At 70.2% G+C, this 21,602-nt stretch carries 25 protein-coding genes; 18 read left to right on the forward strand and 7 right to left on the reverse strand.

Annotated elements, in window-relative coordinates:
• The first annotated feature begins 8 nt into the window (after nucleotides 1-8).
• Together ACGWYL_RS10765 and ACGWYL_RS10770 are read left to right on the forward strand one after the other, a co-directional pair.
• Nucleotides 9-590, forward strand: a complete 582-nt coding sequence (locus tag ACGWYL_RS10765; RefSeq protein WP_179425527.1) for a cob(I)yrinic acid a,c-diamide adenosyltransferase — start codon at nucleotides 9-11, stop codon at nucleotides 588-590.
• Between the two features lie 68 nt (nucleotides 591-658).
• Complete coding sequence (locus ACGWYL_RS10770; protein WP_179425517.1) at nucleotides 659-2,644, forward strand: protein meaA; 1,986 nt, start codon at nucleotides 659-661, stop codon at nucleotides 2,642-2,644.
• A 109-nt stretch (nucleotides 2,645-2,753) separates the two neighbouring features.
• On the opposite strand, the gene ACGWYL_RS10775 is transcribed toward ACGWYL_RS10770, so the two are convergent.
• Nucleotides 2,754-2,954, reverse strand: coding sequence for a hypothetical protein (locus ACGWYL_RS10775; protein WP_179425515.1), 201 nt, complete (start codon nucleotides 2,952-2,954; stop codon nucleotides 2,754-2,756).
• A gap of 52 nt (nucleotides 2,955-3,006) precedes the next feature.
• Between ACGWYL_RS10775 and ACGWYL_RS10780 the strand changes: the two genes are divergently transcribed.
• Together ACGWYL_RS10780 and ACGWYL_RS10785 are read left to right on the forward strand one after the other, a co-directional pair.
• Nucleotides 3,007-3,531 (forward strand): ferritin, encoded by a 525-nt coding sequence (locus tag ACGWYL_RS10780; protein WP_179425514.1) that lies wholly within the window; start codon nucleotides 3,007-3,009, stop codon nucleotides 3,529-3,531.
• Between the two features lie 4 nt (nucleotides 3,532-3,535).
• Entirely contained in the window at nucleotides 3,536-4,474 is a 939-nt protein-coding gene (locus ACGWYL_RS10785) for an endonuclease/exonuclease/phosphatase family protein (protein WP_179425512.1), read from the forward strand.
• Nucleotides 4,475-4,575: 101 nt separating this feature from the next.
• On the opposite strand, the gene nucS is transcribed toward ACGWYL_RS10785, so the two are convergent.
• Nucleotides 4,576-5,253 carry an endonuclease NucS gene (gene nucS / locus ACGWYL_RS10790; protein ID WP_179425510.1) on the reverse strand — a complete coding sequence of 226 codons (678 nt, stop codon included), beginning with the start codon at nucleotides 5,251-5,253 and terminating at the stop codon, nucleotides 4,576-4,578.
• Nucleotides 5,250-5,618: a hypothetical protein gene (locus ACGWYL_RS10795; RefSeq protein WP_179425508.1), complete on the reverse strand. Its 369-nt coding sequence runs from the start codon at nucleotides 5,616-5,618 to the stop codon at nucleotides 5,250-5,252. The genes nucS and ACGWYL_RS10795 overlap by 4 nt, the downstream gene beginning before the upstream one ends.
• Before the next feature lie 96 nt (nucleotides 5,619-5,714).
• Between ACGWYL_RS10795 and ACGWYL_RS10800 the strand changes: the two genes are divergently transcribed.
• Genes ACGWYL_RS10800 through ACGWYL_RS10810 form a run of 3 tightly spaced genes read left to right on the forward strand, consistent with a single transcriptional unit; the run spans nucleotide 5,715 to nucleotide 8,054 of the window.
• The gene (locus tag ACGWYL_RS10800) at nucleotides 5,715-6,905 is read left to right on the forward strand and encodes a 3-hydroxyacyl-CoA dehydrogenase NAD-binding domain-containing protein (RefSeq protein ID WP_179425506.1); all 1,191 of its coding nucleotides are present in this window, start codon (nucleotides 5,715-5,717) and stop codon (nucleotides 6,903-6,905) included.
• 50 nt (nucleotides 6,906-6,955) lie between these two features.
• Nucleotides 6,956-7,231 (forward strand): hypothetical protein, encoded by a 276-nt coding sequence (locus ACGWYL_RS10805; RefSeq protein ID WP_179425504.1) that lies wholly within the window; start codon nucleotides 6,956-6,958, stop codon nucleotides 7,229-7,231.
• Between the two features lie 46 nt (nucleotides 7,232-7,277).
• Nucleotides 7,278-8,054: an alpha/beta hydrolase gene (locus ACGWYL_RS10810; protein ID WP_395487155.1), complete on the forward strand. Its 777-nt coding sequence runs from the start codon at nucleotides 7,278-7,280 to the stop codon at nucleotides 8,052-8,054.
• Here the strand turns inward: ACGWYL_RS10810 and ACGWYL_RS10815 are convergent.
• The 3 genes from ACGWYL_RS10815 to mce all read right to left on the reverse strand — a co-directional run bounded on the left by ACGWYL_RS10815 (nucleotide 8,035) and on the right by mce (nucleotide 10,959).
• A complete protein-coding gene (locus ACGWYL_RS10815; protein WP_395487156.1) occupies nucleotides 8,035-9,093 on the reverse strand; it encodes a heparan-alpha-glucosaminide N-acetyltransferase domain-containing protein in 1,059 nt (352 codons plus the stop codon). The genes ACGWYL_RS10810 and ACGWYL_RS10815 overlap by 20 nt on opposite strands.
• Before the next feature lie 5 nt (nucleotides 9,094-9,098).
• On the reverse strand, nucleotides 9,099-10,436 hold the full coding sequence (ccrA, locus tag ACGWYL_RS10820; RefSeq protein ID WP_179425498.1) for a crotonyl-CoA carboxylase/reductase: 1,338 nt from the start codon (nucleotides 10,434-10,436) through the stop codon (nucleotides 9,099-9,101).
• A 76-nt stretch (nucleotides 10,437-10,512) separates the two neighbouring features.
• Complete coding sequence (gene mce, locus ACGWYL_RS10825) at nucleotides 10,513-10,959, reverse strand: methylmalonyl-CoA epimerase (protein ID WP_395487157.1); 447 nt, start codon at nucleotides 10,957-10,959, stop codon at nucleotides 10,513-10,515.
• A 66-nt stretch (nucleotides 10,960-11,025) separates the two neighbouring features.
• Between mce and ACGWYL_RS10830 the strand changes: the two genes are divergently transcribed.
• The 6 genes from ACGWYL_RS10830 to ACGWYL_RS10855 all read left to right on the forward strand — a co-directional run bounded on the left by ACGWYL_RS10830 (nucleotide 11,026) and on the right by ACGWYL_RS10855 (nucleotide 15,521).
• Nucleotides 11,026-11,451: a pyridoxamine 5'-phosphate oxidase family protein gene (locus ACGWYL_RS10830; protein ID WP_179425494.1), complete on the forward strand. Its 426-nt coding sequence runs from the start codon at nucleotides 11,026-11,028 to the stop codon at nucleotides 11,449-11,451.
• Between the two features lie 77 nt (nucleotides 11,452-11,528).
• Nucleotides 11,529-12,719 carry an acetyl-CoA C-acetyltransferase gene (locus ACGWYL_RS10835; RefSeq protein ID WP_395487158.1) on the forward strand — a complete coding sequence of 397 codons (1,191 nt, stop codon included), beginning with the start codon at nucleotides 11,529-11,531 and terminating at the stop codon, nucleotides 12,717-12,719.
• Nucleotides 12,720-12,744: 25 nt separating this feature from the next.
• A complete protein-coding gene (meaB, locus tag ACGWYL_RS10840) occupies nucleotides 12,745-13,701 on the forward strand; it encodes a methylmalonyl Co-A mutase-associated GTPase MeaB (RefSeq protein WP_395487159.1) in 957 nt (318 codons plus the stop codon).
• 58 nt (nucleotides 13,702-13,759) lie between these two features.
• Entirely contained in the window at nucleotides 13,760-13,915 is a 156-nt protein-coding gene (locus ACGWYL_RS10845) for a hypothetical protein (RefSeq protein WP_179425488.1), read from the forward strand.
• A 9-nt stretch (nucleotides 13,916-13,924) separates the two neighbouring features.
• Nucleotides 13,925-14,590: a PH domain-containing protein gene (locus ACGWYL_RS10850; RefSeq protein ID WP_395487160.1), complete on the forward strand. Its 666-nt coding sequence runs from the start codon at nucleotides 13,925-13,927 to the stop codon at nucleotides 14,588-14,590.
• A gap of 22 nt (nucleotides 14,591-14,612) precedes the next feature.
• Nucleotides 14,613-15,521: a co-chaperone YbbN gene (locus tag ACGWYL_RS10855; protein WP_395487161.1), complete on the forward strand. Its 909-nt coding sequence runs from the start codon at nucleotides 14,613-14,615 to the stop codon at nucleotides 15,519-15,521.
• 16 nt (nucleotides 15,522-15,537) lie between these two features.
• Here ACGWYL_RS10855 and ACGWYL_RS10860 read toward each other — a convergent pair whose 3' ends face one another.
• Nucleotides 15,538-16,452: an NUDIX hydrolase gene (locus tag ACGWYL_RS10860; protein WP_395487162.1), complete on the reverse strand. Its 915-nt coding sequence runs from the start codon at nucleotides 16,450-16,452 to the stop codon at nucleotides 15,538-15,540.
• Between the two features lie 39 nt (nucleotides 16,453-16,491).
• On the opposite strand from ACGWYL_RS10860, the gene ACGWYL_RS10865 reads away from it, so the two are divergent.
• From ACGWYL_RS10865 to ACGWYL_RS10885, 5 genes are all read left to right on the forward strand, one after another.
• Nucleotides 16,492-16,977, forward strand: coding sequence for a GNAT family N-acetyltransferase (locus tag ACGWYL_RS10865; protein ID WP_395487163.1), 486 nt, complete (start codon nucleotides 16,492-16,494; stop codon nucleotides 16,975-16,977).
• Nucleotides 16,978-17,020: 43 nt separating this feature from the next.
• The gene (locus ACGWYL_RS10870) at nucleotides 17,021-17,800 is read left to right on the forward strand and encodes an enoyl-CoA hydratase/isomerase family protein (protein WP_179425482.1); all 780 of its coding nucleotides are present in this window, start codon (nucleotides 17,021-17,023) and stop codon (nucleotides 17,798-17,800) included.
• Nucleotides 17,801-17,963: 163 nt separating this feature from the next.
• Nucleotides 17,964-18,743: an electron transfer flavoprotein subunit beta/FixA family protein gene (locus tag ACGWYL_RS10875; RefSeq protein WP_269306191.1), complete on the forward strand. Its 780-nt coding sequence runs from the start codon at nucleotides 17,964-17,966 to the stop codon at nucleotides 18,741-18,743.
• A gap of 16 nt (nucleotides 18,744-18,759) precedes the next feature.
• Nucleotides 18,760-19,722: an electron transfer flavoprotein subunit alpha/FixB family protein gene (locus tag ACGWYL_RS10880; protein WP_269306193.1), complete on the forward strand. Its 963-nt coding sequence runs from the start codon at nucleotides 18,760-18,762 to the stop codon at nucleotides 19,720-19,722.
• 216 nt (nucleotides 19,723-19,938) lie between these two features.
• Entirely contained in the window at nucleotides 19,939-21,555 is a 1,617-nt protein-coding gene (locus ACGWYL_RS10885; RefSeq protein ID WP_179425478.1) for an ABC transporter substrate-binding protein, read from the forward strand.
• The last annotated feature ends 47 nt before the right edge of the window (nucleotides 21,556-21,602 follow it).

Consider the following 21,602-nt stretch of genomic DNA (forward strand, 5'->3'; position numbering starts at 1 on the left):
GTGAACGCATGGTTCACCTGACGAGGATCTACACCAGGACCGGAGACGACGGGACCACCAATCTCGTCGACTTCTCGCGCACGTCGAAGAACGACGTGCGCTTGGTCGTCTATGCCGACGTCGACGAGGCGAACAGCCAGATCGGCGTGGCACTGGCCACCGGCGAGCTGGACGCCGACGTCACCGCCGTGCTGACGCACATCCAGAACGACCTGTTCGACCTCGGGTCCGACGTCGGAAACCCGATCGTCGATGAGCCCGAGTACCCGCCGCTGCGCGTGGAGCCCGACTACGTGGAGCGCCTCGAGCAGTGGTGCGACCGCTTCAACGAGGCGACGCCGAAGCTCGACTCGTTCATCCTCCCCGGCGGCACGATGGCCGCCGCGCAGCTGCACGTGGCCCGCACCGTCACCCGCCGTGCCGAGCGCGCGGCCTGGCGCGCCATCGAGGAGCACGGCGACACGGTCAACCCGCTCGTCGCGAAGTACCTCAACCGCCTCAGCGACCTGCTGTTCATCCTCGGTCGCTACGCGAACCGTGAGCGCGGCGACGTGCTCTGGGTTCCCGGCGGCGACCGCACCGGCGCCTGATCGCAACCGAGCGTGACGGCGGGGTGGACCCGCCGTCGCGCGCCGCAGGGCAGCGGTACCCTTGCCGCATGTCAGTGCAGCCTGATCGCCCGTGGGTGATGCGAACCTACGCCGGCCACAGCTCCGCAGCCGAGTCCAACGCCCTCTACCGGCGCAACCTGGCGAAGGGTCAGACCGGCCTCTCGGTCGCCTTCGACCTGCCGACGCAGACGGGCTACGACCCCGACCACGTGCTGTCGCGTGGTGAGGTCGGCAAGGTCGGCGTACCGATCCCGCACCTGGGCGCCATGCGCCGCCTCTTCGAGGACATCCCGCTGTCGGAGATGAACACCTCGATGACCATCAACGCCACGGCCATGTGGCTGCTGGCGATGTACCAGGTGGCCGCCGAGGAGCAGGGCGTCGATCCCTCGGCCCTCGCCGGCACGACCCAGAACGACATCATCAAGGAGTACCTCTCCCGGGGCACCTACGTGTTCCCGCCCGAGGCCTCGCTGCGGCTGACCACCGACATGATCGCGTACACCGTCGCGAACATCCCGAAGTGGAACCCGCTCAACATCTGCAGCTACCACCTGCAGGAGGCGGGCGCGACGCCCGTGCAGGAGCTCGCCTTCGCGATGAGCACGGCCATCGCCGTCCTCGACGCGGTCAAGGACTCCGGCCAGGTGCCCGACGACCAGTTCGAGCAGGTCGTGGGCCGCATCTCCTTCTTCGTGAACGCCGGCGTGCGCTTCGTCGAGGAGATGTGCAAGATGCGCGCCTTCGGCCGGCTGTGGGAGGAGATCACCCGCGACCGCTACGGCGTCAAGGACCCGAAGATGCGTCGCTTCCGCTACGGCGTGCAGGTCAACTCGCTCGGCCTCACCGAGGCGCAGCCCGAGAACAACGTCCAGCGCATCGTGCTGGAGATGCTGGGCGTCACGCTCAGCAAGAACGCCCGCGCCCGCGCGGTGCAGCTGCCCGCCTGGAACGAGGCGCTCGGCCTGCCGCGTCCGTGGGACCAGCAGTGGTCGCTGCGGCTCCAGCAGGTGCTGGCCTACGAGTCCGACCTGCTCGAGTACGGCGACATCTTCGACGGCTCGCACGTCATCGAGGCGAAGGTCGACGAGCTCGTCGAGGGCGCGAAGGCCGAGATGGACCGTGTCCAGGCGATGGGCGGCGCCGTTGCCGCGGTCGTCTCGGGCTACATGAAGCAGGAGCTGGTCACGTCGCACGCCGAGCGTCGCGCGCGCATCGAGTCCGGCGAGATGAAGGTCGTGGGACTCAACAGCTTCGTCGAGACCGAGCCGTCGCCGCTGACCGCCGACCTCGACACCGCGATCATGGTCGCCGACCCGCAGGCCGAGGCCAACGCGATCGCCGACGTGCAGCAGTGGCGCAGCCAGCGCGACCAGGCCGCCGTCGACGCGGCCCTCGAGGTCGTCCAGCAGCAGGCCAAGACCGATCAGAACCTCATGGCCGCCACCCTCGACGCCGTGCGCGCGGGCGCCACGGTGGGCGAGTGGTCCGCGGCGCTGCGCGAGGTCTTCGGCGAGTACCGGGCGCCCACGGGCGTGGCAGGGGTGAGTGGCGTGGCCGAGGCAGGATCCGAGCTGACCGCCGTGCGCGAGAAGGTCCGCCAGACCGGTGAGGAGCTGGGCGGCCGCCTGCGCTTCCTCGTCGGCAAGCCGGGACTCGACGGGCACTCCAACGGCGCCGAGCAGGTCGCCGTGCGCGCCCGTGACGCCGGCTTCGAGGTCATCTACCAGGGCATCCGTCTGACGCCCGAGCAGATCGTGGCGGCCGCGGTGGCCGAGGACGTCCACGTGGTGGGCCTGTCGATCCTGTCCGGCTCGCACATGGAGCTGGTGCCCGACGTGCAGAAGGGCCTGGCGGACGCCGGCCTGACGAACGTCCCGATCATCGTCGGCGGCATCATCCCCGACTCCGACGGCCGCAAGCTCGAGGCCGCCGGCATCGCCGCCGTCTTCACGCCGAAGGACTTCGGCATGACCGACATCATGGGCCGCGTCGTCGACGAGATCCGCAAGGCCAACGACCTCCCCGTCTGATTCCGGGAATGGTCCGCTCGAGGGACAGGTGGGCGAAGGCTCGCCTCTCCTTCGTGGCGTCGGCGCGCGCCGACCAATAGGCTCGCCGTGATCGAAGCGGTCGAAGTGATCAGGCGGCCAGCGGCTTGGCCTTGGTCTTGGAGGACTTCGAGGACTTCTTGTCCTTCTTCTTGTCCTTCTTGACCTTGACCAGCTTGCGCTTCTTGACGGTGTAGCCGTCGGGGAGCGTGCCGTCGGCCATCATGCGGATCGGGCAGCGCTTGCAGCGCGGCTTGCTCACGCAGCACTTCTTCTTCGGCGGCTTCGGCACGACATCCACGGTACATCGCGAGGTGAGGCTGTCCTCGCCGAAGGAGGAGCACATGGCGTCCCAGCAGTTCGTGAAGGCCCTGCAGGAGCAGATCGGACACGAGTTCAGCGCACACCAGCAGTACGTGGGGATCGCGACGTACTACGACGCGCTCACGATGCCGCAGATGGCCGCCCTGTTCTACGCCCAGGCGCTCGAGGAGCGCGACCACGCCATGATGATGGTGCAGTACCTGCTCGACCAGGACCAGCAGGTCGTCATCCCGGGCCTGCCCGCCCCGCGCATGGACTTCGCCGACGTGGTCGAGCCCGTCCAGGTCGCGCTCGACCAGGAGAAGCGCGTCACCGCGCAGATCAACGAGCTCACGCGACTCGCCCGCGAGGACAACGACTTCGCCTCCGACCAGTTCATGCAGTGGTTCATCAAGGAGCAGGTCGAGGAGGTCGCCAAGATGAGCGACCTGCTCGCGGTGGTCACGCGCTCGAAGGACGACTACGAGCGCATCGAGGACTGGATCGCGCGCGAGGAGACCGGCGAGGACTCCGACCCCACCGCTCCGCCGATCGCGGGCGCCTGACGCCGTGAGGGTCGTCCGGGCGCTGTTGACGCTCGTCGCCGTGGTGCTGCTGGCACTGGCGGCGACGCCGTGGCTGGACCGTGTGGAGCCGTCGTGGCTGCCCGCGGTCCAGGCGCTCGGGCGGCTCTGGATCGTGCTGGCCGTCGCGGGCATCGTCCTGAGCGTGCTCGCGCGGGCCTGGCTCGCGTGCGGCGCCAACGCCGTCGTGATCGCGGTGGCGCTCGTGACGATCCTCAACGTCAGCAACCGTCCGGACTGCGACGCGGGCCAGGCGCGGCTGTCGGTGATGACACTCAACGCGTACTACGCCGAGGCCGACGTCGACGAGATCGTGGCGGCCGTGAAGAGCCACGACGTCGACGTGCTGATCCTCAACGAGGTCACCGAGCCGATGATCGCGGCGATCTCCGCCACCGAGGACGGCAAGCGCTTCACGCACCGCAGCGGCCAGACGCCCGAGGCGCGCGACACCGACGGCTCGGTGATCCTCTCGCGGTACCCGGCCACGCGCGTCGACGTGCCGGCCGGCGAGGCCGCCACCTTCCAGCAGCCGGCGATGTCCGTCGACGTCGACGGCACGGCCGTGCTGGTGCGCGCCGTGCACCCGATGCCGCCGGTGAGCCAGTGGCTCGAGGACTGGCGTGGCGGCCTGCTGGAGCTGGGGCAGTGGCAGCGCGCCAACCGCGGCCGCCCGCTCGTGATGGCGGGCGACTTCAACGCGTCCTCGGCGCACGCCGCCTTCCGCGACGCGAAGCGCGGCATGTATGACACCGCGGGGCTGTGGCCCACCGCCACGTGGCCGATGGACCGCCTCTACCCGCCGTTCGCCGACATCGACCACGTGCTCGTGCGCGGCCTCAGCGTGCAGGACTCGGGCACCGAGGACATCTCCGGCGCCGACCACCGCGCCGTCTGGGCCGACCTGCGCGTCTGCTCCCGCTGACCCGCGGCTCCGCCGCGCGAGATGTGTAGCGGCAGCCACCGTTTTCCGGCCAGGTCGGCCGGGAATGGGTGGATACCGCTACAGATCTGGCTGACCGGAGGTCAGAAGAGGCGCAGGCTCGGGTCGTCGAGGCCGCGGAGGTCGTCGTAGTCGACGACGACACAGTCGATGCCGCGGTCCTTGGCGAGGGTGCGCGCCTGGGGCTTGATCTCCTGGGCGGCGAAGATGCCGCGCACGGGACGCAGCTTCGGGTCGCGGTTCATCAGCTCGAGGTAGCGTGTGAGCTGCTCGACGCCGTCGATCTCGCCCCGGCGCTTGATCTCCACGGCGACCGAGCCGCCGGCCGCGTCGCGGCACAGCAGGTCGACCGGGCCGATGGCGGTCATGTACTCGCGCCGCACGAGGGACATGCCGTCCTCGAGGGCCGAGGTGTGCTCCGCGAGCAGCTCCTGTAGGTGCTTCTCCACGCCGTCCTTCTGCAGGCCGGGGTCGACCCCCAGCTCGTGCTCGGAGTCGTGGATGACCTCCTCGAGCCGGATGCGGAGCGTGTCGTCGGTCTTCTTGGCCGTGACGGTCCACTCGACGACGCCGTCCTCGGCGACGCCCTCGCGCAGCGTGCACGGAGGGCTCATCCAGTTGAGGGGCTTGTAGGACCCGCCGTCGGCGTGCACGAGCACGGAGCCGTCGGACTTCACCATGATGACCCGCAGCGCGAGCGGCAGGTGCGCGGTCAGCCGGCCGGCGTAGTCGACCTGGCAGCGGGCGACGACGATCCTCACAGGCGCTCGAGCATCCCGAGCTTGAAGTTGATGGTCTCGCCGGAGAGCTCGCCCTCGGTGGTCTCGCCGTCGTCCCCGTCGAGGTAGACGATGCCGTCCTCGACGCGGTACGCACCGCGGCGGAAGTCCACGTTGCCCTCGAAGTCCTCGGTGAACGAGCCGTCGGCCGCGAAGTGCACGGTCCAGTCCGCCTCGTCGGCGCGCCACGAGCCCACGAGCGCGGCGCGGGGATCGTCCGTGGCGACGGTGGCGCTGGGCGTCTGCGAGGTCGGGTCGGACGGCGTCGCGGGCTCGTCCTTCGCGCACCCGGCGAAACCGGCCAGCAGGACGGTCGCGAGGGCGGTGGCGGCGAGACGTGAGGACATGGGACTCCCATCGAGACAGAGGTGCTGTCACGCTACCCTTTCACGAACGCTCGGCGGGAAGCAGTACCGGCGGGCCAAGCCTCGAAGGAGATTCTGATGGCAGAGATCGTCGATCGCATCACCGCCGACGACGAGGGCGGACGCATCGCGCGCACGCTGCTCTACCCGTACCTCAACCACGCGGCCACGATGTACGGCGACGGTTACGCGACCGCGGCCGACATCGATGCGGGCATGCGCTTCGGCTGCGGCTACCCGATCGGCCCGCTGGCGCTGATCGACGCGCTCGGCGCGAAGACGGTCGTCGACGGCCTGGCCGAGCAGTTCGCCCAGACCGGCGACCCGCTGCACCGCCCGGCCCCCGCGCTGGTCGAGATCGCCGACTCCGGCTCCTCCTTCTCCGGCGAGGGCGCCGACGGCACCCCCGTCCCCGAGGTCAAGCGCCCCGTCGCCACGGTCGGCGTCGTCGGCACCGGCACCATGGCGTCGGGCATCGCCCAGGTCTTCGCCCAGGCCGGCTACGACGTCGTCTACGTCGGTCGCTCGCAGGAGAAGCTGGACGGCGTCGTCGCGTACGTCACCAAGAACCTCGACCGCGCCGTCGCGCGCGGCAAGCTCGACGAGGCCGGCAAGGACGCCGTGCTCGCCCGCCTCACCGGCGCCACCGAGCGCGAGGCCCTGGCCGACGTCGACCTCGTCGTCGAGGCCATCGCCGAGGACCTCGACATCAAGCTCGAGCTGTTCCGCGACCTCGACCGCATCTGCAAGCCCGGTGCGATCCTGGCGACCACCACGTCGTCGCTGTCGATCCGCGCCTGCGCCGACGCCACGAGCCGTCCGGCCGACGTCATCGGCATGCACTTCTTCAACCCCGCCCCGGTCATGAAGCTGGTCGAGGTCGTCACCACCGAGGTCACCGACCCCGACGTCGACGAGACCGTGCGCGCCCTGTGCCTGGCCACCGCCAAGCACCCGGTCTCGTGCGGTGACCGCGCCGGCTTCATCGTCAACGCGCTGCTGTTCCCCTACCTCAACGACGCGATCCGTCTGCAGGAGTCCGGCGCCGCCTCGATGGAGCAGATCGACGCCGCGATGAAGGAGACCAAGCTGCCGATGGGCCCGTTCGAGCTGCTCGACGTGGTCGGCAACGACGTCTCGCTGGCGATCCAGCAGACCCTCGTCGAGACGTTCGGCCACGAGGGCTGGCAGCCGGCCCCGTCGCTGGAGAAGGTCGTCGCCGAGGGCCGCCTGGGCCGCAAGACCAAGGCCGGCTTCCACACCTACTGAGCCGCACCGCACGCCTCTCGCACATGGCCCCGATCGGTACGATCGGGGCCATGTCGCGTCGCAAGGCAGCCGCCGCCCGTGCCGCCCGGCGCGAGCCTCCCGCGCGGCCCGAGGAGCTGGTCCGTCGGCGCTCCGGCGACTTCTGGCAGCGGTTCATCACCGGCACCACCTCGTCGTACCCCTACCGGTGCCCCGGCTGCGACCAGCTGATCCCGCCGGCGACCCCGCACTTCGTCGTGTGGCCCGACGTCCCGAGCCTGCTGGAGACCGACGGCATCAACGAGCGCCGGCATTGGCACCAGCACTGCTGGCAGCGCCAGTCCTGATCGCGCCCGGCGCGAGGCGTCGTGCCTCCTCGGGCAGGATGGACGTGTGAAGATCACGGGATCGTCGGTGCTGCCCGCCCGGCGCGAGGACATCGAGCTCACGACCGCCGACGGACTGACCCTGGTGGGCGAGCTGGCGCTGCCGCAGGACCGCGACCCGGTCGCGACGATGATCTGCCTGCACCCGCTGCCCACGCACGGCGGCATGATGGACAGCCACGTCTTCCGCAAGGCCTCCTACCGCCTGCCCGCGCTCGCCGACATCGCCGTCCTGCGGTTCAACACCCGCGGCACCGAGAGCGTGCGCGGCCGCAGCGAAGGCGAGTTCGACCGGGCGCAGGGGGAGCGGTTCGACGTGGCCGCCGCGATCGAGTACGCCGAGTTCTCCGAGCTGCCGAACGTGTGGATCGTGGGCTGGTCCTTCGGCACCGACCTGACCCTCATGTACGGGCTGGAGCCCGACGTCGCCGGGGCGATCCTGCTGTCGCCGCCGTTGCGCTTCAGCGCGCCCGAGCACCTGGAGGCCTGGGCCGCCGACGGCCGGCCGCTGATCGCGCTCGTGCCCGAGTTCGACGACTACCTCCAGCCCGCCGAGGCGCGGGAGCGCTTCGCCGCGGTGCCGCAGGCCGAGGTGATCGCGGTCGACGGCGCCAAGCACCTGTGGGTGGGGGACACCGAGCGCGTGCTGGACGAGATCGTCGCTCGCCTCAACCCACAGGCCGACCTGCCCCTGCCGGGGGAGTGGGACGGCCCGATGGAGCGCGCCGACTCGTCGGCCTACGCCGACCGCACCACCGCGGTGTTCAAGGACCAGCCGCGCTGACGCCGTGCCGCGGCCCGAGGGTGGCCTGCACGATCCGGTGCAGCGCCCACTCGAGCGGACCGCGGGAGAACCGCAGGAACCACAGGCTCGCCAGCACGAGCGCGACGACCAGCGTCCACCCCGCCAGGGCGCCCGATCCTGCCTCGAGCACCGGATCGGTCTCGATCGCGATCCAGTAGGCCACGATGTGCCCGACGTAGAGCGTCAGCGCCATCCTGCCGGCGGACTCCAGCGGGTACAGCAGCCCATGCAGCTGGGGCGTGAGCGCGATGAGCAGGGCCAGGACGGCCACGCTGATCGCCAGCACCGAGGCGGCCTCGATCGGGTTCTGCGAGCGGTGGTCGGACCTCAGCAGGTTCAGCACCAGGCCGTCGCGCGCACCCGGCTCGCTCATCAGGCGCTGGAGGACGTCGAGCATGAGCTGGTGCAGGATGATCCCCACGCCGAGCCCGACGGCGGCGATCGCATACAGCGTGGTGTCGGAGGGCTGCAGGCGCCCCAGCGCGAGGCCCACGAGCAGGAAACCGGTCCACTGGATCGCGGGGTAGGGCATCGCGACGAAGAGGTCGCCCACGGGACTCTCCGCCAGCTCGGGCACCCGTTCGACGAGCCACGCGATGATGACCGGCCCGCCCACGACGAGCACGGTGCCGGCGCCCAGCAGCACGGGGACCGGCGCCCGCAGGAAGGGCAGCGCCACGACGAAGTACACGGCGTACGAGGCCAGGATGACCGCCACGGGCGTGCCGAGGGCGGTCAGGGCGGCGCCGAGCGCGGCCAGCACGGCCGCGCGCACGAAGATCGCCAGCCGGTCGTCGGCCATCCGCTCGCCCTCGTGGGGACGCGTGCCGCCGGTGGTCAGCGCGAGCGCGAACCCGGCCACCACGACGAACAGCACGGCAGCGCGCCCGTCGCCCACATGGCGCCAGGACGCAGCGACACCCGGATCGAAGTCGATCCGGGTGTCGAGGTGGGCGACCACCATGCCGACGAGCGCGAGTCCGCGGGCGGCATCCAGCCCACGGACTCGCGACCTCATCGGGATCAGATGCCGCGGAAGCGGTTGATCTCGTCGATGTACTTGGCGCGCTTGGCCTCGTCCGTCACGCCCAGGCCCTCCTCGGGCGCCAGCGTCAGGACGCCGACCTTGCCCTGGTGCTTGTTGTGATGGACGTCGAGCGCCGCCTGGCCGGTGTCCTCGAGCTTGTAGACCTTGGACACGGTCGGGTGGATGAGGCCCTTGTCGATGAGGCGGTTGGCCTCGAAGGCCTCGCGGTAGTTCGCGAAGTGCGAGCTCTTGATGTTCTTGAGGTTCATCCACAGGTAGCGGTTGTCGTACTGGTGCATGTAGCCCGAGGTCGACGCGCAGGTGATGATCGTTCCGCCCTTGCGGGTGACGTAGACGCTGGCGCCGAAGGTCTCGCGACCCGGGTGCTCGAACACGATGTCCGGGTCCTCTCCGCCGGTGAGCTCGCGGATCTTCTTGCCGAAGCGCTGCCACTCCTTCGGGTCCTGGTTGTGCTCGTCCTTCCAGAACTTGTAGCCCTCGGCCGAGCGGTCGATGATGTGCTCGGCGCCGAGGGAGCGCACGATCTCGGCCTTGTCGGGGCTGGACACGACGCACACGGGGATGGCGCCGCCGTTGAGGGCCATCTGCGTGGCGTAGGAGCCCAGGCCACCCGAGGCGCCCCAGATCAGGACGACGTCGCCCTGCTTCATGTTGGCGCCGTTCTTGCTGACCAGCTGGCGGTAGGCGGTGGAGTTCACCAGGCCCGGCGAGGCGGCCTCCTCCCACGACAGGTGGGCGGGCTTGGGCATCAGCTGGTTGGACTTGACGATCGCCAGCTCGGCGAGGCCGCCGAAGTTGGTCTCGAAGCCCCAGATCCGCTGCTGCGGGTCCATCATCGTGTCGTCGTGGCCGTCGGGGCTCTCGAGCTCGACCGACAGGCAGTGCGCGACGACCTCCTGGCCGGGCTTCCAGGCGTTGACGCCCGGGCCCGTGCGCAGCACGACGCCGGCGAGGTCGGAGCCGACCACGTGGTACGGCAGGTCGTGGCGCTTCGTGTACTCCGAGAGGCGGCCGTAGCGCTCGAGGAAGCCGAACGTCGAGACGGGCTCGAAGATCGAGGTCCACACCGTGTTGTAGTTGATCGCGCTGGCCATCACGGCGACGAGGGCCTCGCCCGGAGCCAGCTCGGGCAGGGGGACGTCGTCGAGGTGCAGGCTCTTGCGGGGATCCTTGTCCCGGGTGGCCACGCCCTCGAACATGTTCTGCTCGTCCTTGTGGACGGTGATGCCCCGGTAGGTCTCGGGGAGCTCGAGGTTCTGGTACGTCTCTGCGGTGCGGTCGCCGGACATGATGGCGTCGAGGATGTGCTGCACTGAGGGTCCTTCGCGTCGGTGGTGCAGGGGGTCTGCGGTGATGTTACTGGCGGGGAACTTGGGCCGCGAGCCGGAATCAGTGCGCGGCCGCAGGCTCGACAAGCTCGACGAGCACGCCCCCGGCGTCCTTCGGGTGCACGAAGTTGACGCGACTGTCGGACGTGCCCCGCTTGGGGGTGTCGTACAGGAGGCGCACGCCGCGGTCGCGCAGGGTGTTGGAGACCGCGTCGATGTCGGTCACACGGTACGCCAACTGCTGCACGCCCGGTCCGTTGCGGTCCAGGTACTTGGCGATCGTGGACTCCTCGCTCAGGGGGGCGAGCAGCTGGATGCACGAGCCGGAGTCGCCGACGGCGAGCATCGCCTCGCGCACGCCCTGCTCCTCGTTGACCTCCTCGTGGATCGACTCGAGGCCGAACACGCGCGAGTAGAACTCGATGGCGTCGTCGAGGTCGGGGACGGCGATGCCGACGTGGTCGATGGCGGTGAGCAGGTGGCCCGGAACGAGCGATTCACTGATCATGGCGGGCAGCCTAGTACGGGAGCGGCGGGTCCTCCCCGTGGACCGCTTCCGGGGTGACAATGAGACATGGACACCTCTGCGATCACCGAGATGACCGGGAACGAGCCGTGGGACTTCGTCGCCGACCACACCTTCGGGCGGCTGGCGCTGACGGTCCTGGGCCAGCCGGAGATCTTCCCCGTCAACTACGCACTCGTCGGCCGCCGGATCGCCTTCCGCACGGCCGAGGGCACCAAGCTCATGGGCGTCCTGCTGGACAGCCACGTCGCCTTCGAGGTCGACGAGGTCTCGGCCGACGGCGCCACGAGCGTCGTGCTGAAGGGCACGGCGCGCCGGATCGAGACGCAGGAGGAGGCCGAGGAGCTCGACCTGGCCGACCTGCACTCGTGGGTGCCCACGCTCAAGTACCACCTCGTCGTCATCGACGTCGGCGAGATCAGCGGACGCCGGTTCCGCTTCGGGCCGGAGCCCGACCTCACGCCCGTCATGTGAGGTGGCCCACGCCCGGTCGGGCCGTCCGGTCCCATGGGTACAGTGACCCCAACGCACGCACCGAAGGAGCACGTTTCATGACCACTTCCGTCATCGTCGCCGGGGCCCGTACCCCGATCGGTCGACTGCAGGGCGGCCTCAAGTCGCTGTCCGGTTCCGATCTCGGCGGCATCGCGATCAAGGGCGCCCTGGACAAGGCCGGCATCACCGGCGACCAGGTCGACTACGTGATCATGGGCCAGGTCCTCGGAGCCGGAGCCGGCCAGGTGCCCGCGCGCCAGGCCGCGTTCAAGGGCGGCATCCCGCTCGACGTCCCCGCGATCACCGTCAACAAGGTGTGCCTGTCGGGCATCAACGCGATCGCGCTGGCCGACCAGCTCATCCGTGCGGGCGAGTACGACGTCGTCGTCGCCGGCGGCCAGGAGTCGATGACCCAGGCCCCGCACCTGCTCACGGGCTCGCGCGACGGCCACAAGTACGGCAAGGTCACGATGCTCGACCACATGGAGTACGACGGCCTGTGGGACGCGCTCACCGACCAGGCCATGGGCTCGCTCACCGAGCAGCGCAACGCCGCCACCGACACCCTCACCCGTGAGGAGCAGGACGCGTTCGGCGCCCGCTCGCACCAGCTCGCCGCCGAGGGCCAGAAGAACGGTGTCTTCGACGACGAGATCGTCCCCGTCGAGATCCCGCAGCGCAAGGGCGACCCGGTCGTCGTCAGCGCCGACGAGGGCGTGCGTGGCGACACCACCGGCGAGTCCCTCGGCCGCCTGCGTCCCGCGTTCTCCAAGGAGGGCACGATCACGGCCGGCACCGCCAGCCAGATCTCCGACGGCGCCTGTGCCGTGATCGTCATGAGCAAGGCCAAGGCCGAGGAGCTCGGCCTCACCTGGCTCGCCGAGATCGGCGCCCACGGCAACGTGTCGGGCCCCGACTCCACGCTGCAGGAGCAGCCGGCCAACGCGATCGAGAAGGCCGCCCAGAAGGAGGGCATCGCCGTCTCCGACATCGACCTGTTCGAGCTCAACGAGGCGTTCGCCGCCGTGGGCATCGTCTCGGCCAACAAGCTGGGCGTCAGCCAGGACAAGGTCAACGTCAACGGCGGCGCGATCGCGCTCGGCCACCCGATCGGCATGAGCGGTGCGCGCATCGTCCTGCACCTCGCCCTCGAGCTGCAGCGTCGTGGCGGCGGCACCGGCGCGGCCGCGCTGTGTGGCGGCGGTGGCCAGGGCGACGCTCTGATCATCCGGGTCCCGCAGGCCTGATCGGCCCTCACCCGAATCTGCGGAGTTGAGTCCCAGGAACGTCGACGTCACCGACCTGGTCACGCGGGCGCAAGCCGGCGAGGCCAGGTCGGTGGCGCGTCTGATCACCCTCGTCGAGACCGAGTCCGACCACCTGCGTGAGGTCAGCGCCGCGCTGGCCCCGCTCGTGGGGGGCGCGCACGTCGTCGGCCTCACCGGATCGCCGGGCGTGGGCAAGTCGACGACCACGTCGGCCCTCGTCACCGAGCTGCGCGCCCGGGGCCTGCGCGTCGGCGTGCTCGCGGTCGACCCCACCTCGCCCTTCAGCGGGGGAGCGCTGCTCGGCGACCGCATCCGCATGACCGACCACGCCACCGACCCCGAGGTCTTCATCCGCTCGATGGCCAGCCGCGGCCACCTCGGCGGCCTGTCGTGGGCCACGCCCCACGCGATCCGCGTCCTCGACGCCGCCGGCTGCGACGTGGTCCTGCTCGAGACGGTCGGCGTCGGGCAGTCCGAGGTCGAGGTCGCGGGTCTGGCCGACACCACGGTCGTGCTGCTGGCGCCCGGCATGGGCGACGGCATCCAGGCCGCGAAGGCGGGCATCCTCGAGATCGGTGACGTCTTCTGCGTCAACAAGGCCGACCGCGACGGCGCCGCCACCACGCGGCGCGAGCTGCGCACGATGCTCTCGATGAGCGACCGCCAGGACGGCTGGAAGCGTCCGATCGACCTCACCGTGGCCACCGAGGGCACGGGCGTGCCCGAGCTCGTCGACCATCTGCAGGAGCACGCGGCCCATCTGCGCACCTCCGGCCAGCTGGCCCGGCGACGCACTGATCGGCTCCGCCGCGAGATCCAGGCGATCGCGCTCGACCAGGTCCGGCGACGGTTCGTCCTCGACGGCGGCGAGGATCTCGACGCGCTCGCCGCGCGGGCGTTCGCGGGCGATGTCGACCCGTTCTCGGCCGCCGACACGCTCCTGGCCGATCTCGACGCGTAGCGCACACGCCTGCGCGGCGTCCCGCATTTCGGGTTGCAGGTCCGGTAGAACTGTGCGCGTGGTGAAGAAGGCAGTGATCCTGTTCGTGGTGGGCTTCGGGCTCTACTACCTGTTCAGCACGCCTGAGGACGCCGCGTCGGCCGTTCGCGGGGCCTTCGACGCTGCCATCAGCGCATTCGGGCAGGTCGGAGTGTTCGTCGCCGAGCTCTTCTAGGCCGGCGCCATGACCGAGCGTCCGGCGATCGAGACCGCGCCCCCTCCGGTGACGGCGCGGTTCTGGGGACGCCTGCGCGAGCCGTTCCCCGACCCCGAGCACCACGTCGCGCTCAACAAGCGCCTCAATCCCCGCAGCGGCGAGCGCGTCCTGCAGATCGTGCCCAAGCACGTGGCCGTGTACTGGCCGCTGCCCGCCTCGGTGCTGGCGTCCGCGGGCTGCCTGCTCGTCCTGCTCTTCCACTGGAACTCCGGCCCGGCGCAGGTGCTGTGGCTGCTGTCCCTCGTCGTCGTCGGCGCGGCCGCCGTGCGCGCGTACGTCGAGTGGCGCGACGTCTTCGTCGTCACGAACTGGCGGGTCGTCCGGCTCAGCGGTGTCCTGACCGCGCGCGTGGCCACGATGCCCATCAACCGCATCCTCGACATGACCATGACGCGCCCGCTGCTCGGCCGGGTGTTCGGATACGGGCACTTCGTGTTCGAGTCGGCGGCGCAGGAGCAGGGCCTGCGCGAGATCAAGTTCGTGCCGGACATCCTTGCGGTCGACCGCGAGATCAACAACGCCGTGAACAAGGAGAACCGACGGCGCGAGCGGCTGATGTCGGCCTCGCGCGACCGGCGGCTCGACGGCGGACCCGACGGGGACGAGCGCACCGAGCCGATCCGCGGCCTGTGAGCCGTCTTCCTAGACTGTCCCCATGAGCTTCTCGCAGCCCGGCGCGTTCGACCTGTCCTCCCTGGCCCAGCCCCGCCCCGCCGCCGGCGGTGGCGCGCCCGCGCCCGAGGGCGCCGTCTACGTCATCGACGTCACCGAGGCCGACTTCCAGCAGGTGGTCGACTCCTCGATGCAGCACCTCGTCGTGCTGTCGGTGTGGTCCCCGCGCTCGCCGCAGAGCGTGGAGTTCAACGAGGTCCTCGCGCAGGCCACCGCCGCCTACGGGGGCGCGCTGCAGCTGGCCAAGGTCGACGCGGACACCAACCCGGGCATCGCCCAGGCGCTGCAGGTGCAGGCCGTGCCGTTCGTGGTCGGCCTCGTCCAGGGCCGTCCCGTCCCGCTGTTCCAGGGCACGGTCGACGCCAACGAGGTCAAGCGGTTCTTCGACGAGCTCGTGCGCCTCGCCCAGCAGAACGGCCTCAACGGTCGGGCCCAGCCGTCGGGCGGCGCCGAGGTCGAGGCCCCGGAGGAGCCGGAGGACGACCCGCGCTTCGCCGCCGCCGACGAGGCCTACGCCCGCGGTGACTTCGCCGCCGCCGTGGCCGAGTACGAGGCCCTGCTCGCGCAGTCCCCGGCCGATGCCGAGGTGGCCGAGCGCCTCGCCGCGACCAAGCTGTACGCGCGGGTGGACGGCGCCGACCTCCAGGAGGCCCGTCGCGCCGCGGCCGACGCGCCCGACGACATCGACGCGCAGCTGCTCGTGGCCGACCTCGACGTCACCGGTGGCCACGTGGAGGATGCGTTCCTGCGCCTCATCGACCTGGTGAAGCGGACCTCGGAGGACGACCGGGAGCGCGTGCGCCAGCACCTGCTCGACCTGTTCACCGTGGTGGGCCTGGCCGACCCGCGCGTCGCGCAGGCCCGCCGCTCGCTCGCCGCCGCCCTCTTCTGAGGCGCCGGGTCGCAGGTCAGCGGGCCTGGTCGCGGACCGGGTCGGGCTGGCGCGGGGCCTCGCGGTAGGCCGGGAGCGGGGAGTCGGCCAGCGACTCGAGCAGCTCGGTCGTGGCCAGCGTGGCGCGCTCGCGCACGAGGTCGAGGTCGCACCAGTGCACGGCGGCGATCTCGGTGCGCTGCAAAACCATCTGCTCGACCAGCTCGGCGTCGACGACCCCGAGGTCGAACACGAACAGGCACGCGTCGTCCCAGCGGCTCCACGGCGGCAGCCAGTTCATCGTCACGAGCCCGTTGACCTCGACGGTGATGCCGAGCTCCTCCTCGAGCTCGCGGACCAGGCCGGTGGCCGGGCTCTCGCCCACCTCGACCACGCCGCCGGGCAGGTCCCACTCGCGCTTGTAGGTCAGCTCGCACAGCAGCACCCGGCCGTCGCGGTCGCGCAGGACGCCCTGCCCGATGACGCGCTTGCGGGGCAGCCCAGCGTTGAGGATGGCGACGAAGCCCTCGCGGCTGAAGGCCGGCGGGTCGTCGACGATGCGGCCCAGCAGGACGAGGTCCTCGGCGTCGCCGGGGGAGCGGGCGATGCCCTCGCGGCGCAGACCGGCGATCGACGCGGCGCGCAGGCCGAGCGGGTCGTCCGCCGGCACCCGCGCCTCGATCCGGGTCCAGCCCAGCTGGTCGAACGCGTACTCCACCGCGATGCGCAGTGCGCGGCTGGCGACCATGGCACCGGGCCCCGAGGAGAAGTTCCACCGCATCGACCCGAGCCGTCGGCCGGCCTTGCCGTGCGCGTGCTGCAGCGCCACGGTGCCGATGCGATCGCCGCCGTAGACCACCGCGAAGCCGTGGAGGTCGTCCGCGCCCGAGGTGGGCTCGAGGACGAGGTCGTCGTCGCGCAGGGAGGCGGTGGGCTCGGCGGGCTCGGTCACGTGGCCGAGGCTACCGGCCGCCGTGATGGAATCGAGCCCATGACCGATCCGCGGATCCGCCCCGCCACCGCCGCCGACGTGCCCGCCATGGTGCGTCTCGTCCACGACCTCGCCGCGTACGAGCGGGCGCCGGAGCAGTGCGTCCTGACCGACGAGATGCTGCACGAGTGCCTGTTCGGCACGCAGCCCGCGCTCTACGCGCACGTCGCCGAGGCCGACGGCGCGGTCGTCGGCACCGCGATCTGGTTCCTCAACTTCTCCACGTGGGACGGGGTCCACGGCATCCACCTCGAGGACCTCTACGTCGACCCGGCGCAGCGGGGGAGCGGCCTGGGCAAGGCCCTGCTGACCGAGCTCGCCCGGGTGTGCGTGGAGCGGGGCTACAGCCGGCTGCAGTGGCAGGTGCTGGACTGGAACACCCCGTCGATCGAGTTCTACCGATCCCTGGGCGCGGTCGACCTCGAGGACTGGCGCACCTACCGGCTGTCGGGGGAGGCGCTGCAGGCCGTCGGGTCGGTGTCCTGACGCTGTCCTATGCTCGGGCGCAACCCACACAGGAGGCACTGACATGGCCGCATTCGTCCGACTCGAGGTGACCGACGGCGTCGGCACGATCCGCCTCGACCGGCCCAAGATGAACGCACTCGACGCACAGGTCCAGACCGAGCTGCTGGAGGCGGCGCGCGAGGCCGACCGCCGCGACGACGTCGCCGCGGTCGTGGTGTGGGGCGGCGAGCGCGTCTTCGCCGCGGGCGCGGACGTCAAGGAGATGGCCGACATGGGCTACCAGGAGATGTTCCGTCACGGACACCTCCTGCAGGACTTCACCCGGGCGATCGCCGCGATCGGCAAGCCCACGGTCTCGGCCATCACGGGCTTCGCGCTCGGCGGCGGCCTCGAGCTCGCGCTCTCCACCGACCTGCGCTTCTGCGCCGACGACGCGAAGCTCGGCCAGCCCGAGATCCTGCTGGGCATCATCCCCGGCGCCGGCGGCACCCAGCGCCTCGCGCGCCTGATCGGCCCGTCGAAGGCCAAGGACCTCATCTACACGGGCCGGTTCGTCGGTGCCGACGAGGCGCTCGCGCTGGGGCTGGTCGACGAGGTCCTGCCCGCGGCGCAGGTGTACGAGCGCGCCGTCGCGTGGGCGTCGCAGTTCGTCGGGGGGCCGGCGATCGCGCTGCGCACCGCGAAGGACGTGGTCGACCGGGGTCTGGAGGTCGACCTGCAGACCGGCCTGGAGATCGAGCGGGCCGGCTTCAGCGGCCTGTTCGCCACCGAGGACCAGACGAACGGCATGCGGTCGTTCGTCGAGAACGGTCCCGGCAAGGCGACGTTCACCGGCACGTGACCCACGCCACTCCCGCTGGGATGGGCGCGCTGGTTACCTTTCGGTAACATCGTCCACAGGAAGGGTCGCCTCACTCGCGAATGGCTTCGCGTGGCAAGGTGGACCCGATAACTCGCGAGTGATCAAACCGTCGCTCGCGCCCCGAATTCACAGGAGGGTCCTCGTGACCAAGATCGTTGTCGCTGTGAAGTACGTGCCGGACGCCACGGCGGACCGCACGTTCGAAGCGGATAACACTGTCGATCGTGAGAACGTCGACGGACTTCTGTCCGAGCTCGACGAGTACGCGGTCGAGCAGGCGCTGCAGGTCGTCGAGGCCGGCGACGGCGAGGTGACCGTGCTGACGGTCGGTCCCGCCGACGCCTCCGACGCGGTCCGCAAGGCCCTGCAGATGGGCGCCGACGCCGGCGTGCACGTCGAGGACGACGCCATCGCGGGCTCCGACGCCTTCGCGACGTCGCTCGTGCTGGCCAAGGCCATCGAGAAGCTCGACTACGACCTGGTGTTCTTCGGCATGGGCTCCACCGACGCCGGCATGGGCGTCGTGCCCACGCTGGTCGCCGAGCGCCTGGGCCTGCCGGCCATCACGTTCGCCTCGGAGATCTCGGTCGACGGCGAGACGGTCAAGATCCGTCGCGACGGCGATGCTGCCACGCAGGAGATCGAGGCCACCGGCAAGCTCGTCGTCTCGGTCACCGACCAGACGGGCGAGGCCCGCTACCCGTCCTTCAAGGGCATCATGGCCGCGAAGAAGAAGCCGGTCGAGGAGTGGACGCTCGCCGACCTGGGTGTCGACGCGGCCGAGGTCGGCCTCGACAACGCCTGGACCAAGGTCGAGTCCACGACCCCCCGCCCGCCGCGCACCGCCGGCGAGATCGTCACCGACGAGGGAGACGGCGGCACCAAGCTCGTCGAGTTCCTCGCGTCCAAGAAGTTCGTGTGAGTAGGAGCCTGAATCAATGAGTGAAGTTCTCGTTCTGATCGACGCCCCGCAGGGCAAGGTCACGAAGCCCTCGCTGGAGCTCCTGACGATCGCCCGCCGCATCGGCGAGGCCTCGGCCGTCGTCTTCGCCGACGCTGATGGGCAGAGTGCGGACACCTCGGTCCTGGCCGAGTACGGCGCGGAGAAGATCTACACGTACGCCGACAGCGCCTTCGCCGAGTACCTCGTGGCCCCCAAGGCCGAGGCGCTCGCCGCCCTGGTCGCCGAGAAGTCGCCCGCGGCCGTCCTGGTCCCGTCGACCTCGGAGGGCAAGGAGATCGCGGCTCGCGTCGCGCTCAAGTCCGAGGCCGGCCTGATCACCGACGCCATCGACGTCGCCGTCGACGGCGGCTCGATCACCACCACCCAGGCGGCCTTCGCCGGCAACTTCACCGTTGCCGCGCAGGTCACCAAGGGCGCCCCGGTCATCGCCGTCAAGCCGAACTCGGCTGCTCCGGAGGCCGCTGCCGGCGCCGGGACCGTCGAGGCCGTGTCCTTCGACGTCCCCGAGTCGGCCAAGCAGGTCAAGATCGTGTCCTCCGAGGCGCGTGTCTCCACCGGTCGTCCCGAGCTGACCGAGGCCGCCATCGTGGTCTCCGGTGGCCGTGGCACCGGTGGCGACTTCTCCGAGGTCGAGGCCCTGGCCGACGCCCTCGGTGCCGCCGTCGGCGCCTCGCGCGCCGCCGTGGACTCGGGCTGGAAGCCGCACACGTTCCAGGTCGGCCAGACCGGCAAGACCGTGTCGCCGCAGCTGTACGTCGCCAACGGCATCTCCGGTGCGATCCAGCACCGCGCCGGCATGCAGACGTCCAAGACGATCGTCGCGGTCAACAAGGACGAGGAGGCGCCGATCTTCGAGCTCGTCGACTTCGGCGTCGTGGGCGACCTCAAGTCGGTCCTGCCGCAGGCGACCGAGGAGATCACCAAGCGCAAGGGCTGATCGGCCCTCGCCCGACGGCCCCGCTCCCTTTCGGGAGCGGGGCCGTCGTCGTGCTCGGGCATGGCCCGATCGTGCCAATGGGAGTGGTTCTTTCGTTTGGTTGCAGTTCGATGAAGTACGCCGTCGGGAGTGGGCTGGGGCACCCCCAAGGTGATACCTATGAAGCACGCGTACACATGCACGTTCACCGACGTACGCCTTCACAGGAGGAAATACATGCGAACTCGGCGTTCAGCCCTCGCAGGTGTCGCCCTCGCCGCAGTCGCCAGCCTGACCCTGGCGGCCTGCTCGAGCGGCGGCGATGACGACAACGGCGGTTCGGAGTCGACCGATGCGGTCATCACCGCCTACGGCACCGAGCCCCAGAACCCGCTGATCACGACCAACACGAACGAGGTCGGCGGCGGCAACATCATCGACCTGATCTACGCGGGTCTCGTCTCGTACAAGGCTGACGGCTCGCAGGAGCTCGAGATCGCCGAGTCGATCGAGTCCGACGACAACAAGGTCTGGACGATCAAGCTCAAGGACTGGAGCTTCACCGACGGCACCCCGGTCACCGCCGAGTCCTTCGTGAAGGCGTGGAACTTCGGCGCTGCCGCCGAGAACGCCCAGCTGCAGAGCTACTTCTACTACCCGATCGAGGGCACCGACGACGAGGGCGTCATCCTCGACAAGGGCACCGAGATGAGCGGCCTGAAGGTCGTCGACGAGAAGACCTTCGAGGTCACGCTCAAGAACCCCGAGGCGCTCTTCCCGCTGCGTCTGGGCTACTCGGCGTACTACCCGCTGCCCGAGGCCGCGTTCGAGGACATGGACGCCTTCGGCAAGGCCCCCATCGGCAACGGCCCCTACAAGCTCGACAAGTGGGAGAACAACGTCGAGGCCGTCATGACGCCGAACGAGGAGTACAAGGGCAACCGCGAGGCCAAGAACGGCGGCGTGACCTTCAAGTTCTACACGAACCCGGACTCGGCCTACTCCGACGTCCAGGCGGGCAACCTCGACGTCCTCGACCAGGCTCCGCCGAGCGCCCTGACGACCTTCAAGACCGACGACTCGGTCCAGGCGTTCGAGGCGGCCGGCTCGGTCAACGGCACGGTCACGATCCCCGAGTCGCTCGATCACTTCTCCGGTGAGGAGGGCAACCTGCGTCGCCAGGCCATCAGCCGCGCGATCGACCGCAAGGAGATCACCGACAAGATCTTCGACGGCACCCGTTCGCCCTCGAAGGACTTCAGCTCCGAGCTGATGCCCGAGTTCACCGCCGACATCCCCGGCTCCGAGGTCCTGGAGTTCGACGCCGACGAGGCCAAGAAGCTCTGGGCCGAGGCCGACGCCATCGCCCCGTTCGAGGGCAAGTTCGTCGTCGCGTACAACGGTGACGGCCCGGGCAACAAGGAGTGGGTCGAGGCCCTCACCAACCAGCTCAAGAACAACCTGGAGATCGACGCGGAGCCCAAGGCCTACGCGACGTTCGCCGAGCTGCGCACCAAGGTCACCGATCGCACGATCGGCACCGCCTTCCGTACCGGCTGGCAGCCCGACTACCCGTCGGTCTACAACTACCTCGGCCCGGTCTTCGGCACGGGCGCCGGCTCGAACGACGGCGACTACTCCAACAAGGAGTTCGACAAGCTCCTGTCCGACGCGCTGAGCGCCGAGGGCGACGAGATGGCCAAGCTGCTGGCGCAGGCCCAGGAGATCCTTTTCAAGGATCTGCCGGCCATCCCGCTCTGGAACACCAACGTCGCGGCTGTCGCGGCCAAGGGTGTCGAGAACGTGGAGTTCAACTGGCAGAACAAGCCGGAATACCAGAACATCACCAAGTGATGCTCGCGTGAGGTGGGGGGGGAACCACCCCGTGTCCCCCCCCCACC

Source organism: Aeromicrobium sp. JJY06 (assembly GCF_044069275.1).
In the GTDB taxonomy this organism is placed as follows: domain Bacteria; phylum Actinomycetota; class Actinomycetes; order Propionibacteriales; family Nocardioidaceae; genus Aeromicrobium; species Aeromicrobium tamlense.

What these genes read in the sequence shown, in the direction of transcription:
- ACGWYL_RS10765 (WP_179425527.1), top strand. Translation starts at nt 9, where the DNA reads ATGGTTCACCTGACGAGGATCTACACCAGGACCGGAGACGACGGGACC.
- ACGWYL_RS10770 (WP_179425517.1), top strand. Translation starts at nt 659, where the DNA reads ATGTCAGTGCAGCCTGATCGCCCGTGGGTGATGCGAACCTACGCCGGC.
- ACGWYL_RS10780 (WP_179425514.1), top strand. Translation starts at nt 3,007, where the DNA reads ATGGCGTCCCAGCAGTTCGTGAAGGCCCTGCAGGAGCAGATCGGACAC.
- ACGWYL_RS10795 (WP_179425508.1), bottom strand. Translation starts at nt 5,618, where the DNA reads ATGTCCTCACGTCTCGCCGCCACCGCCCTCGCGACCGTCCTGCTGGCC.
- ACGWYL_RS10800 (WP_179425506.1), top strand. Translation starts at nt 5,715, where the DNA reads ATGGCAGAGATCGTCGATCGCATCACCGCCGACGACGAGGGCGGACGC.
- ACGWYL_RS10805 (WP_179425504.1), top strand. Translation starts at nt 6,956, where the DNA reads ATGTCGCGTCGCAAGGCAGCCGCCGCCCGTGCCGCCCGGCGCGAGCCT.
- ACGWYL_RS10815 (WP_395487156.1), bottom strand. Translation starts at nt 9,093, where the DNA reads ATGAGGTCGCGAGTCCGTGGGCTGGATGCCGCCCGCGGACTCGCGCTC.
- mce (WP_395487157.1), bottom strand. Translation starts at nt 10,959, where the DNA reads ATGATCAGTGAATCGCTCGTTCCGGGCCACCTGCTCACCGCCATCGAC.
- ACGWYL_RS10830 (WP_179425494.1), top strand. Translation starts at nt 11,026, where the DNA reads ATGGACACCTCTGCGATCACCGAGATGACCGGGAACGAGCCGTGGGAC.
- ACGWYL_RS10835 (WP_395487158.1), top strand. Translation starts at nt 11,529, where the DNA reads ATGACCACTTCCGTCATCGTCGCCGGGGCCCGTACCCCGATCGGTCGA.
- ACGWYL_RS10850 (WP_395487160.1), top strand. Translation starts at nt 13,925, where the DNA reads ATGACCGAGCGTCCGGCGATCGAGACCGCGCCCCCTCCGGTGACGGCG.
- ACGWYL_RS10855 (WP_395487161.1), top strand. Translation starts at nt 14,613, where the DNA reads ATGAGCTTCTCGCAGCCCGGCGCGTTCGACCTGTCCTCCCTGGCCCAG.
- ACGWYL_RS10865 (WP_395487163.1), top strand. Translation starts at nt 16,492, where the DNA reads ATGACCGATCCGCGGATCCGCCCCGCCACCGCCGCCGACGTGCCCGCC.
- ACGWYL_RS10870 (WP_179425482.1), top strand. Translation starts at nt 17,021, where the DNA reads ATGGCCGCATTCGTCCGACTCGAGGTGACCGACGGCGTCGGCACGATC.
- ACGWYL_RS10880 (WP_269306193.1), top strand. Translation starts at nt 18,760, where the DNA reads ATGAGTGAAGTTCTCGTTCTGATCGACGCCCCGCAGGGCAAGGTCACG.
- ACGWYL_RS10885 (WP_179425478.1), top strand. Translation starts at nt 19,939, where the DNA reads ATGCGAACTCGGCGTTCAGCCCTCGCAGGTGTCGCCCTCGCCGCAGTC.